This is a genomic window from Arcobacter venerupis (assembly GCF_013201665.1).
Taxonomy (GTDB): Bacteria; Campylobacterota; Campylobacteria; order Campylobacterales; family Arcobacteraceae; genus Aliarcobacter; species Aliarcobacter venerupis.
On record NZ_CP053840.1, the window covers coordinates 253,577 to 267,370 of the forward strand.

The 13,794-nt window shown below is 29.2% G+C and carries 17 protein-coding genes and 4 tRNA genes; 16 read left to right on the plus strand and 5 right to left on the minus strand.

Annotated elements, in window-relative coordinates:
• Positions 1–28: 28 nt before the first annotated feature.
• Positions 29–1,621 carry a DUF3373 domain-containing protein gene (locus AVENP_RS01310; protein WP_128358410.1) on the minus strand — a complete coding sequence of 531 codons (1,593 nt, stop codon included), beginning with the start codon at positions 1,619–1,621 and terminating at the stop codon, positions 29–31.
• Positions 1,622–1,728: 107 nt separating this feature from the next.
• Complete coding sequence (locus tag AVENP_RS01315) at positions 1,729–2,049, minus strand: cytochrome C (protein WP_128358411.1); 321 nt, start codon at positions 2,047–2,049, stop codon at positions 1,729–1,731.
• Positions 2,050–2,134: 85 nt separating this feature from the next.
• Between AVENP_RS01315 and AVENP_RS01320 the strand changes: the two genes are divergently transcribed.
• The 12 genes from AVENP_RS01320 to AVENP_RS01375 all read left to right on the plus strand — a co-directional run bounded on the left by AVENP_RS01320 (position 2,135) and on the right by AVENP_RS01375 (position 11,367).
• Complete coding sequence (locus AVENP_RS01320) at positions 2,135–3,463, plus strand: NFACT RNA binding domain-containing protein (RefSeq protein WP_128358412.1); 1,329 nt, start codon at positions 2,135–2,137, stop codon at positions 3,461–3,463.
• A 74-nt stretch (positions 3,464–3,537) separates the two neighbouring features.
• Positions 3,538–4,314, plus strand: a complete 777-nt coding sequence (locus AVENP_RS01325; protein ID WP_128358413.1) for a complement resistance protein TraT — start codon at positions 3,538–3,540, stop codon at positions 4,312–4,314.
• 126 nt (positions 4,315–4,440) lie between these two features.
• Positions 4,441–5,199 (plus strand): phosphatidate cytidylyltransferase, encoded by a 759-nt coding sequence (locus AVENP_RS01330; protein ID WP_128358414.1) that lies wholly within the window; start codon positions 4,441–4,443, stop codon positions 5,197–5,199.
• Positions 5,196–6,263, plus strand: coding sequence for a 1-deoxy-D-xylulose-5-phosphate reductoisomerase (gene dxr, locus AVENP_RS01335; RefSeq protein ID WP_128358415.1), 1,068 nt, complete (start codon positions 5,196–5,198; stop codon positions 6,261–6,263). Before AVENP_RS01330 ends, dxr begins: the two co-directional genes overlap by 4 nt.
• Positions 6,264–6,294: 31 nt before the next feature.
• The gene (locus tag AVENP_RS01340; RefSeq protein ID WP_228201853.1) at positions 6,295–6,537 is read left to right on the plus strand and encodes a hypothetical protein; all 243 of its coding nucleotides are present in this window, start codon (positions 6,295–6,297) and stop codon (positions 6,535–6,537) included.
• Positions 6,537–6,962, plus strand: a complete 426-nt coding sequence (locus AVENP_RS01345; protein ID WP_128358417.1) for an Lcl C-terminal domain-containing protein — start codon at positions 6,537–6,539, stop codon at positions 6,960–6,962. The genes AVENP_RS01340 and AVENP_RS01345 overlap by 1 nt, the downstream gene beginning before the upstream one ends.
• Before the next feature lie 12 nt (positions 6,963–6,974).
• The gene (locus tag AVENP_RS01350; RefSeq protein WP_128358418.1) at positions 6,975–7,538 is read left to right on the plus strand and encodes an RBBP9/YdeN family alpha/beta hydrolase; all 564 of its coding nucleotides are present in this window, start codon (positions 6,975–6,977) and stop codon (positions 7,536–7,538) included.
• On the plus strand, positions 7,535–8,545 hold the full coding sequence (tsaD, locus tag AVENP_RS01355) for a tRNA (adenosine(37)-N6)-threonylcarbamoyltransferase complex transferase subunit TsaD (protein ID WP_128358419.1): 1,011 nt from the start codon (positions 7,535–7,537) through the stop codon (positions 8,543–8,545). The genes AVENP_RS01350 and tsaD overlap by 4 nt, the downstream gene beginning before the upstream one ends.
• Positions 8,536–8,883 (plus strand): SUI1 family translation initiation factor, encoded by a 348-nt coding sequence (locus AVENP_RS01360; protein WP_128358420.1) that lies wholly within the window; start codon positions 8,536–8,538, stop codon positions 8,881–8,883. Before tsaD ends, AVENP_RS01360 begins: the two co-directional genes overlap by 10 nt.
• A gap of 14 nt (positions 8,884–8,897) precedes the next feature.
• Entirely contained in the window at positions 8,898–10,283 is a 1,386-nt protein-coding gene (locus AVENP_RS01365) for an NAD(P)H-hydrate dehydratase (protein WP_128358421.1), read from the plus strand.
• Positions 10,280–10,591, plus strand: coding sequence for a divalent-cation tolerance protein CutA (cutA, locus tag AVENP_RS01370; protein WP_128358422.1), 312 nt, complete (start codon positions 10,280–10,282; stop codon positions 10,589–10,591). Before AVENP_RS01365 ends, cutA begins: the two co-directional genes overlap by 4 nt.
• Complete coding sequence (locus AVENP_RS01375; RefSeq protein WP_128358423.1) at positions 10,588–11,367, plus strand: thiazole synthase; 780 nt, start codon at positions 10,588–10,590, stop codon at positions 11,365–11,367. The genes cutA and AVENP_RS01375 overlap by 4 nt, the downstream gene beginning before the upstream one ends.
• An 11-nt stretch (positions 11,368–11,378) precedes the next feature.
• On the opposite strand, the gene AVENP_RS01380 is transcribed toward AVENP_RS01375, so the two are convergent.
• Genes AVENP_RS01380 through AVENP_RS01390 form a run of 3 tightly spaced genes read right to left on the minus strand, consistent with a single transcriptional unit; the run spans position 11,379 to position 13,234 of the window.
• Positions 11,379–11,684: an AzlD domain-containing protein gene (locus AVENP_RS01380; RefSeq protein WP_128358424.1), complete on the minus strand. Its 306-nt coding sequence runs from the start codon at positions 11,682–11,684 to the stop codon at positions 11,379–11,381.
• On the minus strand, positions 11,677–12,348 hold the full coding sequence (locus AVENP_RS01385) for an AzlC family ABC transporter permease (RefSeq protein ID WP_128358434.1): 672 nt from the start codon (positions 12,346–12,348) through the stop codon (positions 11,677–11,679). The genes AVENP_RS01380 and AVENP_RS01385 overlap by 8 nt, the downstream gene beginning before the upstream one ends.
• Before the next feature lie 58 nt (positions 12,349–12,406).
• Entirely contained in the window at positions 12,407–13,234 is an 828-nt protein-coding gene (locus tag AVENP_RS01390) for an AraC family transcriptional regulator (RefSeq protein ID WP_128358425.1), read from the minus strand.
• A 160-nt stretch (positions 13,235–13,394) separates the two neighbouring features.
• On the opposite strand from AVENP_RS01390, the gene AVENP_RS01395 reads away from it, so the two are divergent.
• The 4 genes from AVENP_RS01395 to AVENP_RS01410 all read left to right on the plus strand — a co-directional run bounded on the left by AVENP_RS01395 (position 13,395) and on the right by AVENP_RS01410 (position 13,794).
• Positions 13,395–13,472 (plus strand) — tRNA-Pro (locus AVENP_RS01395).
• 18 nt (positions 13,473–13,490) lie between these two features.
• A tRNA-His gene (locus AVENP_RS01400) sits at positions 13,491–13,567 on the plus strand.
• Positions 13,568–13,582: 15 nt separating this feature from the next.
• Positions 13,583–13,659: transfer RNA gene (locus AVENP_RS01405), tRNA-Arg, on the plus strand.
• A 50-nt stretch (positions 13,660–13,709) separates the two neighbouring features.
• Positions 13,710–13,794, plus strand: a tRNA-Leu gene (locus AVENP_RS01410).

Sequence of the window (13,794 nt, forward strand, 5' to 3'; positions counted from 1 at the left end):
AAGGGAGTTAAACCCCTTTTTTATATTTTTAAAATCTATATCTCATATAAGCTCTAACATCTTGAGCTTCTTTAACTGGATTTTGTCCAGCACTTTGAGCTTCTGCCATTGTCATAGGAGTTCCATCTGCTCCAAAGAATGAGTTTGAACCAGTGTAGTCATATTGCATTAATACATAACTAACTCCAAAACTTAAAGCATCTGTTAATTTTTGAGTTCTATAAACTTCCCACGCTTGACCTCTAACTGCTATTTTACTTCCTGCGTAAGTATCTTCACCATAAGTCATAGATCTCCAGTATTTACTACCTTTGTTCCATTCAAATCCAATTTTTGCACTATCAGGTAAAATAGGACAAGGTGCATTTACTCCCAACCAAACAGATGTTCCTGTTTCAGACTCCAGTGAACCTAACATACCTTTTTCATTTGGATTAGTTTTACTTGCTGCAAATGAAGCAAAAGCTATAGTACTATCTAAATAATCTGAAATACCATTTCCAATTCCTTCAGTTTTAAATAAAATTGTTGCATAGTCAATGTCTCCAACATCTTTAAATGATGGAGTCATTGTTTGTAAAGTATATGCATTGTTCATATCAGGATTTTGTTGGTAATTTTTATATGCAGCATTAAAATTTTGTAAAGATTGTTTATCAAATCCAATTAAATTCCAAGCTCTTGCATAATTCATGTGAACTGAATATTGTCCATCATCATAAGGAACAACAATTAATCCTAATAAGTCAACATCAACATTTTTATCATCATCTGTTGAGTAAGCTGGGCTAAACATATCAAATCTTGGAGTTGCATTTGTTAGACCTCTACCTGCACAAATTTTAAACCAAGAACCAGTAAATCCTGTAACTGCTTCAGTATCAAATTTAAATGAGAATCCATCAAATTCAACATCAACTACATGTGAAAGCGGAGAGTTTTCTTTTTGATCATTTCTTATATTTATAGGTAAACCATCTGTTGATGGACGTCTACCAACTGATGCTGACCAAGGAACATCTGTACCTAGGAATGTATCATTTGAGTATAACCAATATGCTTCTTTTAATTTGATTGTATTATCTGTTGCATTTTCATTTGTAACCCAATCAAAGTTTGCATATCCAGGATTTGTATTTGATTGAGAGTGGTCAGCAGTATCTCCAAAAGCTTTGTTGTAAGATAATTTTCCATGAAATGATGAATTGTCATCAGCTTTATATCCCATACCTAACCATAATCTATTAGTCATTAAGGCATTGTTTTTTGCTTTTGAACCATCTGCAAGTTTATATTGTATATTATCAACTTGTGTTCTAAAATCAACATCCCATTTTAAATTATCATTCCCACTTTGGATTTTTGCTGCTGTTGCTGTTTTTGAAACTGTATCAAGTTTTTTTTCAATTTTTTCAATTCTTTTTTCATCAATAGTTGTTACCGCAGGTTGTTCAATTTTTTTTGTTTGTGTATCCTCTTGAGCTGCAACTTTTTTTTCTAAAGCATCAATTTGAGCTTTTAGAGCTTGAATTTGTTTTAACATTTCTGCATTAATATCACTAGCAAAAGATGTACTTGCAAATGCTGCTACGCATGATAGAGCAATTAGACTTTTTTTCATGTTTTTTTCCTTTTTTAAATTTTTATTATTCTTGTTTAAAATTATAAGCACACATTAAAAAGGGGTGCTTTTTATGTCACCCCTTTTTATAATTTAAACTTATATTATTAGCAAGAAGGAACGTTCCCTGAATCATTTGCAAACTCAATTGAAAATTCAATAATATTATCTTGCACAGATTTACTTAAATCACCAGCTTTTATATTTGGACAAATCTTGATTACTTCTGCTTCGAATTTGCCAGCTTCATTAATCTGTTTCCACTCTTCTTGTGAATGTTTAGCAGCAAATTTTGCACCAGTCATATCACAAGGTCCTTTTAGAAATTTTGTAAATAACTTCTGACCTTTTACTGCATCTGCTGATAATGAAGTTGATGCAACACCTAAAGCTAATGCTCCTGCCAAAATGATTTTTAATAATTTCATGTTATACTCCGATTGAAAAATTTATCTCATTATATCTAATGTATATAAAATAAATCTTAGAAAATATTATAAAAAGCGAACACAAATGAAACATTTTTTATTAAAACAAATAGTCGATTATTTGGCTACAAATGCCCAGAATATAAAGCTTTTAAAGAGAATAGACAATAATATTATTATAATTGAATTTAATAATAGAAATATAATCTATGTTGATATATCAAAAAGTAACAGTACAATTTACAAATGTAAGAAGGTTTTATCTTCAAAAAAAGATTTTAATGCACCATTTGATGTTGCTTTACAAAAGAGATTTTATAACTCTAAAATAGAAAATATTGAACTTTATAATGATGATAAAATAATAAATATAAAAGTCAATTCTTCATCTTCATATAAAAAATTAACAACTATTTTACAGTTGGAGTTTACAGGAAAACATACAAATATAATTATCTTAGATGAAAATAGAGTAATTATTGAAGCTCTAAGACATGTGGATGAATTTTCTTCAAGTAGAGTTGTAAAAGTTGGAATAAAACTTGATGAAATCCCAAAACAAACTTTTATCCCAAAAATTGATGAAGTAACAAATATTGAAGAGTATTTATATGAAATCTATGAAGAGAAAGAGAAACAAAGTTTAGAAAATGTAAAAAAACAAAAAAATTCTCAAATAGATAAAAAAGCAAAAAAACTAAAAAAAACTATTGAATCTTTGCCTAAAAAAGAGGAACTAGAAGTTGAATCAAATATGCTTTATGAAAAAGCAAATTTGATTCTTTCAAATTTACATAATATTAAACCTTATCAAAAAAGTTTAAAAGTTTTCAATTATGAAGGAGTTGAAGTTGATATTGATTTAGAAGAGAAATCAAGTGCTTCAAAATATTCAAATGATTTATTTAAAAAAGCAAAAAGAGCAAAACAAAAAGCTTCAAATATCTCATTAGAAAAAGATAATTTAGATGAAAAATTAGAATTTTTATTAAGACTAATGAATAATATAAATAATGCTGAATCTATTGAAGAGTGCGAATTTTTATCTCCAAAAAAAGAGAGAAATCAAATTAAAACAAAAAAAGCTCAACTTTGTGAAAGTTTTTATTTTGAAGGTTTTAAAATAATGTTAGGAACAAGTGAGAGAGAAAATATCTATTTATTAGAAAATTCAAAAGCTAGCGATTTTTGGTTTCATTTAAAAGATAGACCTTCCTCTCATGTAATTGTTCAAAATAGCAAAAAAACAATTCCAGATAATGTAATAGAGCAAGCAGCAATTTTATGCGCAAAATTTTCTGTAGATTTTGCAGGAACTTATGAAGTAGACTTTACCCAAAGAAGAAATGTAAAAATTCAATCAGGTGCAAATGTTTTATATAATCCATACACAACAATAGTTATAAAATTTTAAATTTCATTAAAAATGAGTCAATAATGAGTCATTTGAATAGTATAATTATAGAATCAATTGAAAAAGGAAAAAGAATGATAAAATTAAAATCATTAGGAATGAGTGTTGTAGCTGCAACTATATTATTTTCAGGTTGTGCAACATCAGAATTACAAACTAGTTCAAAAATGACACAAAGTGTATTTATAAATCCAGTTGCTAAAAATAAAAGATTAATTTTTGTTTCTAGTAAAAATACAAGTGGTCAAAATATAAATCTTGAAAACAGTATCTTAAGTGCATTACAAGCCAAAGGTTATACTGTAGTTGAAGATCCAGAACTAGCAACGTATGTTTTAATGATGAATGTATTATATTGTGATAAAAAACAAGAAAATAATACAGCAGGAGGTGCACTAGCAGCAGGTGCAGTTGGTGCAGGAGTTTCTGGATATAATAATGGTGGGGCTGGACAAATGGTAGGAGTTGGCTTAGGAGCTGCTTTAGTTGGTGGACTAATTGCAAAAGCAACAGAAGACACAATTTTCCAAATGCAAGTAGATATTTTAATTAGAGAAAAAGCTAATGGAAAAGTTTACACTTCAACAGCATCAGCAAATGGACAAGCAAGTGTAAGTGATTCAAGTAAAGCTGGCTTTATGAATGGATTTACAGGAAATATAAAAAATGCAAATGCTTCAGGGAAATTAAACTCTAATATGGGCAATGCAACAGCACAACAATATGAAACAGATTATATTGAACATAAAACAATGTTATTTGCGGAAGCTACAAAAATGAATTTAACATTAGCAGAAGCAACACCTATTTTAGAAAAACAAATTTCAGCTCAAATTGCTGGATTATTTTAAAAAAACTAAGAATAATGTATAAAAAATACATTATTCTTAATAATATTAATCTTCTTCTCTGCACTTTAATAATTACAAATCAATTTTGGATATAATATTGAACTTTTAAATTTAAGGTTCAATGAGATGTTAAACATAATAAATGAGAGTTCAACTCGTATAAAAACAGGTGTTGTATTATTTATAGCAATGCTGGTAATAGGTTATATCGATTCATATTTTATATTTTGGTTAGTTTTTGGAATCATGTTAATGATTTCTATATCTGAAGCAAAAAAACTTTTTGGTCTAAAAAGTGATAGTATTTATGTATACACTTCGCTTTTATGGATAGCAGCATATTTTTATCCAAAACCAGAGGATTTAGTATTTATTGTGGCTATTGCTTACGCTTCACAGTTGGCTTATAAAAAAACACTAAATGTACATATGTTTTTACCACTTTTATATCCAACGGCATCATTTTTATTTCTTTTATCGTTATATAGTGAATATGGTTCTATGACACTTTTATGGTTATTGGTAATTGTTGCGAGTACGGATATTGGTGCTTATTTTGTAGGAAAAAGCATTGGAAAAACAAAATTTTGTGAAACAAGTCCTAATAAGACTTTAGAAGGTGTTATTGGAGGAGTTATTTTTGCAGTAATTTTAGGAGCACTTTTCTCAATAAATGAAGTTGGATTTATCAATTCTTTAATAATTTCAGCAGTTGTATCAGTTGCTTCAATTTTTGGAGATTTATTTGAAAGTTACTTGAAAAGAGAAGCTGATGTTAAAGATAGTGGCTCAATTCTTCCAGGACATGGTGGAATTTTAGATAGAACTGATGGATATTTATTTGGGGCTATTTTCATGTTAGTGTTATTAAGGGTTGTAATTTGATACTTCTTGGAAGTACAGGCTCAATAGGTGTAAATACATTAAATATCGCACGTAAATTTAATCTCAAAGTTGAGGTTTTAGTAGCTGGAAGAAATATCGAGTTGTTAAACCAACAAATTAAAGAGTTTAAACCAAAAAAAGTTGTAATTGATAGAGAGCAAGATGTTTCTTTGGTAAATCATAACAATGTCTCTTTTGGAGAAACTGCTATTTTACAAGCAATAGAACAAAGCAAAACTTCTACTGTTGTAAATGCTTTAGTTGGATTTTTAGGTTTAAAACCAACTCTAAAAGCTATCGAGTGTGGAAAAAATATTGCTTTAGCTAATAAAGAATCTTTAGTTGTAGCTGGAAAATTTATAGACCAAACAAAACTAAAACCAATTGATAGTGAACATTTTGGACTTTGGTATTTACTCCAAAATAAAAAAATTGATTCAATGTTAATAACTGCAAGTGGTGGATCTTTTAGAGATTATCCACTTGAAAAGCTTCAAAATGTATCAATCAAAGAAGCTTTAGCTCATCCAAATTGGTCAATGGGAAATAAAATCACAATCGATAGTGCAACAATGACAAACAAAATGTTTGAATTAATGGAAGCGGCTTGGCTTTTCGATATACGAAAACTTGATGCAATTATCGAAACAAAATCACTTATTCATGCTTTTATAAATTTCACCGATGGAAGTACAACTGCACATATTGCAAATGCTTCTATGCAACTTCCAATTGCTTATGCAATACTTGGAGCTTGTGATGAACAAATTCTAAAACCAGTTGATTTAGTAGAAGTGGCAAATTTAGAGTTTAAAAAAATAGAAACTTCAAGATATCCAATTTGGGAAATTAAAGATGAGATATTAAATAATCTTGATTTAGGAGTTGTTTTAAATGCTGCAAATGAAGTTGCAGTTGCAAAATTCTTAAATTCAGAAATTGGTTTTTTAGATGTTTCAAAAATTACATTAAATGCAATAAATAAATTTAATAACGTAAAACCAACATCAATAGAAGAGATATTTGAAATAGATAAAGAAGTGAGAAATTACTGTGGGGCTTGATTTATTAATACCTTTTGGAATACTTTTGATTATGGTTATATATTTAATCTATTCAAGAAATAATTTTGAAAAAGATATAACAAAATTGTATGAAGAAAAATTTGATGAATGGAAAAAACATAGTACAATAGAGAAAGAGAAAACTTCTCACAAAGAGTTGGTTGGTTTGGTTTATAAAACTGACTACAAAATAAATATTGAGTTGCTTGATGCTACCGTAGAATCAGCACTTAAAAGAGGAAAGTTTGAAGTATCCAATATAAAGGATAACTAATGAAATACTTACTGTTAGTACTTGTTTTTTTGTCACTACTTGATGCAAGAATATACAGAGATAATACAAAACAGGTTGTTTTAGATGATGTTACAAAATTAATGTGGATTGATGATATATCTGTAATTAAGAATTTAATGGATCATTATGAAGCTGAAGAGTATTGTAACAATCTTAGTTTTTTAAATTTTTCAGATTGGCGATTGGCAGATATTGATGAATTTGAAACAATTGTATTTAAAAAGAATGTAAGAACAAATGTAAATTCTGCATTTAAATATAATGTTCCAGATGGATATTGGGCATCAACAGCTCATTGGAGAACCCTTTGGTACAATGCAGATTATATGCATTTTGTGAGTGGAACACCATACTATGATAATAGAAAAACAAAAAAATATGTACGGTGTGTTAGAAATTATTAAAAGGATTAAAAAGTGAGTAAGAGAGTTTTAATACTTCATGGTTTGGGTGGAAGTGATTTCCCCCATTGGCAAGCACAGTTAGCAAGTGATTTAATAAAAGAAAATTATGTTGTTTCTTTTCCTGCTTTTCCAAATCGTGAAAATCCAAAACTAGAAGAGTGGAAAGATTTCTTAAAAAAAGAGTTAAATCATTTTAAACCAGATATGGTAGTTTGTCACTCATTGGCAAATATTTTATGGTTTCATACATGTGATGAACTTGATATTAAGCTTGATAAATTGATGTTAGTTGCACCAGTTTCAAAAAATACAAATTTAGAAGTGATTAAAACTTTTTTCCCTTATCCAATTGCAAAAGATTTAAAAGCAAATGAGATAATAATGGCAGCTTCAACAAATGACCCATATATGAGTATTGAAGAAGCAATTGAACTTCAATCAAAACTAAATATTGGTATGAAAATCATGGAAAATGCAGGACATATAAATGCAGCTTCTGGTTTTGGAAAACTTGATTGTGCATTGGATTGGATAAAACGAGTTGATGAATGTGAAATTAATAAAGAGCATGAATGATTTTAAGTATTGAAAGCTCTTGTGATGATAGCTCAATAGCTATCACAGAAATAAAAACAAATAAACTAATCTACCATAAAAAAATATCTCAAGAACTTCAACATAGCGTTTATGGTGGAGTTGTTCCTGAACTTGCTGCTAGGCTTCATATAGAAGCTTTGCCTAAAATCCTAGAAGAGTGTAAAGAGTATTTCCCAAAATTAAAAGCGATCGCTGTTACAAATGCACCGGGTCTTTCAGTTACTCTAATGGAAGGCGTAACAATGGCAAAAGCACTAGCTATTTCATTAAAACTTCCATTAATTGCTGTTAATCATCTAAAAGGTCATATTTATTCACTATTTATAGAAAAAGATGAAATCTTACCTATGACTATTTTATTAGTTTCAGGGGGACATACACAAATCATAGAAGCAAATAGTTTAAATGATATGAAAGTAGTTGCAAGTACTATGGATGATAGTTTTGGAGAGAGTTTTGATAAGGTTTCTAAGATGTTAGGACTTGGATATCCTGGTGGGCCAGTAGTTCAAGAGTATGGATTAAAAGGAGATGAGAATAGATTTGATTTGCCAATTCCACTAAAACAAAGTCCAAAAATCGAGTTTTCATATTCTGGATTAAAAAATGCAGTTAGACTTGAAATTGAAAAACTTGAAAATCAAGAAGGTGGAATAACTTTGCAAGACAAATATCATATTTGTGCCTCTTTTCAGAAAACTTCTGTTTTACATATTATGCAAAAACTAAAAAAATTGTTTAAACAAAGTGTTCCAAAAAACTTCGCAATTGTTGGAGGGGCAAGTGCAAATATACATTTGCGTTCACAACTTGAAGAGTTATGCTCAAAACACAATACAAGTTTGTATTTAAGTGAACTGAAATATTGTTCTGATAATGCAGCAATGATTGGAAGAGTTGCAGTTGAACAATATAAACAAAATGATTTTATATTAATAAATGATATTGATGTACAATCAAGAATCAAGGATTTAATATGGGCTTAGCAGATAAATTAGCTTTCTCAATGGGCGCAAAATTGGATGGAGATAGTTTTGATACTACAAAAGAAGATAAAAAAAACTCAGCTAAATCTTCAAATGAAATAATTCCAAAAAATCAACATCAATTGGTTTTTACCTTTGAAAAAAGAAAAGGAAAACCAGTTACGCTTGTTGGAAGATTTAATATAAGTGAAGATGATAAAAAAGAAGTATTAAAACTTTTGAAGAAAAAATTAGCTTGTGGTGGAGCCATAAATGAAGAGTGGCTTGAACTTCAAGGGGATGTAAAAGAGAAAATAAAAACTATTTTAGAAAGTGATGGTTGGAAATTTAGAAAATAAATAAAGGATATATAATGCAGAAATTATTTGATGAGGTTAATTCTTTAGACAAAAGATGTTACGAGAAATTTTTATTAAGTGAAGATTTACTCATGGAACATGCTGCTTCAAGTATGGCTTTATATATCAGCGAAAATCACTCTTCTTATAAATCAATTTTAATAATATGTGGAAGTGGAAATAATGGCGCAGATGGAATTACACTAGCTAGACTTCTTCACACAAAATTTGATGTAAAACTCTATTTATTTTCAGATGCAAAATCAGAGATGGCAAAACTGCAATTACAAAGAGCTCATGCATTAGGTGTAAATGTAGTTGATGAACTCTCAAATGCTGATGTTATAGTTGATTGTATATTTGGAACTGGTTTGAATAAACCATTAAATCAAAACTGTGAAAATCTAATAAATACTCTAAACTCTTATGAATCTATAAAAATAGCTTGTGATATTCCAAGTGGAATAAATAGTCTTGGACAAGTTGAATCAGTAGCTTTGGAAGCTGATGTCACAATTACAATGGGTGCTTTAAAAACTTCACTTTTTACTGATGTTGCAAAAGATTATGTTGGGAAAATTGTTGTTGCAGACTTAGGAATTCAAAGAAATCTTTATGAATTAGACTCAAATAAATATCTTTTAGATGAAAGTGATATGAACTTACCTTTTAGAAATAAAAAGAATTCTCATAAGGGAAGTTTTGGACACTTAAATGTAGTTGCTGGTTGTAAAAAAGGTGCAGGAATAATTGCTGCAAAAGCTGCTTTTGGTTTTGGTGCTGGACTTGTGAGCGTGGTTTGCCATGAAAATTTAGATTTGCCTTATCATATTATGCAAACGCATTTTATTAGTGAAAATTGTACAGCAATTGCAATTGGAATGGGTTTAGGAAAATATGAAACGCAAGAGATAAGAAGATTACTAAATAAAGATGTAGCAAAAATAATAGATGCAGATTTATTTTATGATGAGCTAATTTGCGAAGTATTAAATCAAGAAGTAGTTTTAACTCCACATCCAAAAGAGTTTGTTTCACTTTTAAAACTTTGTGCAATTGCAGATATTGATGTTAGTGAATTACAAAATAATAGATTTTTATATGTGCAAATGTTTTCTAAAAAATATCCAAAAGTAGTGCTTTTGTTAAAAGGTGCTAATGTGATCATCTCTCAAAATGAGAAATTATTTGTAAATAGTTTTGGAAGTGCAGTTTTAAGTAAAGGTGGAAGTGGAGACGTTTTAAGTGGTCTAGTTGGCTCACTTTTAGCTCAAGGCTATAAAGCCCTTGATGCAGCTATAACTGCTAGCTTAGCCCATGCAATAGCTTCAAGAAATTATAAAAAAAATAACTACTCTTTAATTCCCTCTCATTTAGTAGAGGAGATTAGAAAATTATGAATATAGTTTTGATTCAAACAACTTGCTCAAATAAAGACGAAGCAAAAAAAATAGCAAAAGCTTTAGTTGAAGAAAAACTTGCAGCTTGCGTACAATTAAGTGAAATTGAATCTTTTTACTCTTGGAATAACGAGTTTTGTTGTGATAATGAAACACTTTTGAGTATAAAAACAACAAAAGAAAATTTTGAAAAAATCAAAAGCAAAATAAAAGAATTACATAGTTATGATTTGCCCGAAATTATTCAATTAGATATTACAAATGCAAGTAAAGAATATTTAAAATTTATAGGAGATAATACAATATGAGTGATATTTTAAAAATAGGTAATTATGAATTTAATAGCAGATTAATCGTTGGAAGTGGTAAATATAAAGATTTTCAAACTACAAAAGATGCAACAATTGCAAGTGGAAGTGAATTAATCACAGTTGCAATTAGAAGAGTTAATATTATGAATCCAAATGAAGAGAATTTATTAGATTACTTTAAAGACACAAATGTAAAACTTTTACCAAATAGTGCAGGGTGTTTTACAGCAGAAGAAGCAATTACAACTTTTAGACTAATGAGAGAAGCTACCGGAATAGATATTATTAAACTTGAAGTTATTGGAGATGCAGCTAAAACTTTATATCCAGATGTAATAGAGACAATTAAAGCTTGTGAAATTCTAAAAAAAGAGGGTTTTACAATTATGGCATACACAAATGATGATCCAATTATTGCAAAAAGATTAGAAGATGCAGGTGCTGATGCAATTATGCCTCTTGCTGCACCAATTGGTTCAGGACTTGGAATTCAAAATAGATACAATATTGCCTTTATAAAAGATGCAGTAAAAGTTCCAGTTATTGTTGATGCAGGTGTTGGATGTGCAAGTGATGCCACAATTGCAATGGAATTAGGTGCAGAAGCTGTTTTAACTAACACAGCGATAGCTTGTGCACAAAATCCAATACTAATGGCAGAAGCTATGAAGTATGCTGTAATTGCAGGAAGAATGGGTTATAAAGCAGGAAGAATTCCTAAAAAACCTTATGCAACTGCTAGTTCACCAATTGATGGATTAATTCAATTTTAAAATGTGACCTCCTAAAAAAGGAGGTTACTTCTACTTAAATAGATTACAAAAACTCCAATACTCATAGATAAAAAGATATTTTTTGTTTTAATCATTACTATAATTACAAATAAACTAGCAATTATGCCTACAGTTCCCTCTTTGATAATCGGTGGAATAATAAGAGCAATAAGTAGTGTTGCTGGAATTGATTCTAAAAGAGAATCTACATATTTAAACTTCTTTAGTTTTGTTGATAATAAAAGTCCAGAGATCCGTAGTAAATAAGTTCCAAGTGCTACGGAAAAAATAATTAACAGAATATTTGAATTATTCATTTCTTGCCTTTTTATTAATAATCAAAGAGAAGAAAGAACCCAAAATTGCAGATATTAAAATATATATACTATTGCCTAATAATTTTTCAAGTATTATCGCAATAATCGCTGTGACAAAAAAAGTTAAGAAATCATTTTTTGATTTATACATTGTTGTTAAAATAGCAATAAACATTGCATAAAAGGTAAAATCTAAACCATAGTTTTTTGGCTCAATTATTAGTTCAGCGAAAAAATATCCAATAGATGTTCCTAAAATCCATGATAAAAAAATACATAAACTACCACCTAAAAGAAAATAAACATTAATATCTTTTTCTTTCATACTTTTCATAGTAATTGCCCATGATTCATCAGTAACAAAATGCATGATTAAAAGTTTTTGTTTTATTGAACTATTTAAAAAGAGCTTATCTAAAGTTGTTCCTTTTAAAAAATATCTCATATTTACAAGGATTGCACTACCTATAATTGTGGTTAAACTCAAATTGCTTGAAAGCATATCTACAATTACAAACTGTGAAGAGCCTGCAAATATAAAAATATTCATTAACATTAATTGTAAGTAATCTATATTTTTTGTATTACAAATACTTCCTAATACAATACCATATGCAAATACACTCAAACTAATTGGTAAATTTGCTAAAAATCCGTTTTTCATATTATTTTTCATTTTTAAATTTTATAAAAAAATAAGAGTTGAGTATAGTACTAGGTTGCTAGAGAAAAAAGTTTTTGTATTCTCCTGGTGTTGTTCCTGTTAATTGTTTAAATTTTTTATTTAAATGACTTTGATCCGTGAATCCACATAAATATGCAATTTCACTTATGTTGGCATTTTTTCTCAAAAATTGTTTTGCCTTTTCAACTCTTCTTATCATCAAATATGTATGAGGAGAAACAAAGGTATGTTTTTTAAATAATCTAAGAAAATGGTATTTTGATATGTCAAATTCTTTTGCAAAGTCATCTAAAGTAAAGTTTTGACTGTAGTTGTCATTTATAAATTCTTTTGCATAGTTTACTAATTTGTAATGTGAGGGCAATACAATTTCATTTGAAACTTTTGTATTAATTTTTAAAACAGAACTTATTGCTTCGATTAGTTCACATTCCCAAGACAACTTTGAGAAGATAGAAGAGTCATATTTCATTAATGGGTATAGTTTTTGGTAAATGACTTCATTTGAAAATTGAAAATTTTTAAAAGAGAGTAGATTACTATTAAAATTCTCTTTTAATATATTATCCATTATATCGGTGGAAATATATAAGGAATGGTGTTTAAACCCTTCCTTTGATAATATGCCACAAGAGTGGATTTCCTCTGGATTTATAGTAATAATAGATGATTTGTCAAATTTATGGTTAAAGCCTCTTAAAAATGCACCCATATTACCTCTTTCTATTAAAGTAATAGTATATTCTTCATGAATGTGTTTTTCAAAAGAAAAATTGTTATAATCACCCTCATAAAGAAAAATTTCTTTTTCTTTATTTGGTTTTGTAAATTTTACATTATGTATTAAATTTGAAGTGTTACTCATAGGTAATATTATATCAATTATCGTATTTTATGTATTGTATGAGATTGCTAAAATAAAGAATTTTGAAAACTTTTGAGATTCTCACAAAAAAGCCTTGACAAATACTAAAAAACTTAATATAATTCCGTCCACTTTTTGTGAAACTTCAAAAATATTTTGTCGGGGCGTAGCGCAGTCTGGTTAGCGCACCTGGTTTGGGACCAGGGGGCCGGAGGTTCGAATCCTCTCGCCCCGACCACTTTATTTTTAACCTGTGGTAGGTATAGCTCAGTCGGTTAGAGCATCTGGTTGTGGTTCAGAGGGTCGTGGGTTCGAGCCCCATTACTTACCCCATTTTTTTATATTGTTGCTTCCATAGCTCAGCTGGATAGAGCAACGCCCTTCTAAGGCGTAGGCCGTACGTTCGAATCGTACTGGGAGTACCATTTTTTTTGGTTTAGATTACCAACTAGACATTTTTTCAAAAAAATTTATTGCGGATGTGGTGAAATTGGTAGACACGCCAGACTTAGGATCTGGTGCCTCACGGTGTGGAAGTTCGAGTCTTCTCATCCGCACCA

Excerpts from the sequence above, each read along its gene's own strand:
- AVENP_RS01375 (WP_128358423.1), top strand. The coding sequence starts at position 10,588 with ATGAGTGATATTTTAAAAATAGGTAATTATGAATTTAATAGCAGATTA.
- AVENP_RS01390 (WP_128358425.1), bottom strand. The coding sequence starts at position 13,234 with ATGAGTAACACTTCAAATTTAATACATAATGTAAAATTTACAAAACCA.
- AVENP_RS01310 (WP_128358410.1), bottom strand. The coding sequence starts at position 1,621 with ATGAAAAAAAGTCTAATTGCTCTATCATGCGTAGCAGCATTTGCAAGT.
- AVENP_RS01365 (WP_128358421.1), top strand. The coding sequence starts at position 8,898 with ATGCAGAAATTATTTGATGAGGTTAATTCTTTAGACAAAAGATGTTAC.
- AVENP_RS01330 (WP_128358414.1), top strand. The coding sequence starts at position 4,441 with ATGTTAAACATAATAAATGAGAGTTCAACTCGTATAAAAACAGGTGTT.
- tsaD (WP_128358419.1), top strand. The coding sequence starts at position 7,535 with ATGATTTTAAGTATTGAAAGCTCTTGTGATGATAGCTCAATAGCTATC.
- AVENP_RS01345 (WP_128358417.1), top strand. The coding sequence starts at position 6,537 with ATGAAATACTTACTGTTAGTACTTGTTTTTTTGTCACTACTTGATGCA.
- cutA (WP_128358422.1), top strand. The coding sequence starts at position 10,280 with ATGAATATAGTTTTGATTCAAACAACTTGCTCAAATAAAGACGAAGCA.
- AVENP_RS01385 (WP_128358434.1), bottom strand. The coding sequence starts at position 12,348 with ATGAAAAACGGATTTTTAGCAAATTTACCAATTAGTTTGAGTGTATTT.
- AVENP_RS01325 (WP_128358413.1), top strand. The coding sequence starts at position 3,538 with ATGATAAAATTAAAATCATTAGGAATGAGTGTTGTAGCTGCAACTATA.
- AVENP_RS01320 (WP_128358412.1), top strand. The coding sequence starts at position 2,135 with ATGAAACATTTTTTATTAAAACAAATAGTCGATTATTTGGCTACAAAT.
- AVENP_RS01380 (WP_128358424.1), bottom strand. The coding sequence starts at position 11,684 with ATGAATAATTCAAATATTCTGTTAATTATTTTTTCCGTAGCACTTGGA.
- AVENP_RS01360 (WP_128358420.1), top strand. The coding sequence starts at position 8,536 with ATGGGCTTAGCAGATAAATTAGCTTTCTCAATGGGCGCAAAATTGGAT.
- AVENP_RS01340 (WP_228201853.1), top strand. The coding sequence starts at position 6,295 with ATGGTTATATATTTAATCTATTCAAGAAATAATTTTGAAAAAGATATA.
- AVENP_RS01315 (WP_128358411.1), bottom strand. The coding sequence starts at position 2,049 with ATGAAATTATTAAAAATCATTTTGGCAGGAGCATTAGCTTTAGGTGTT.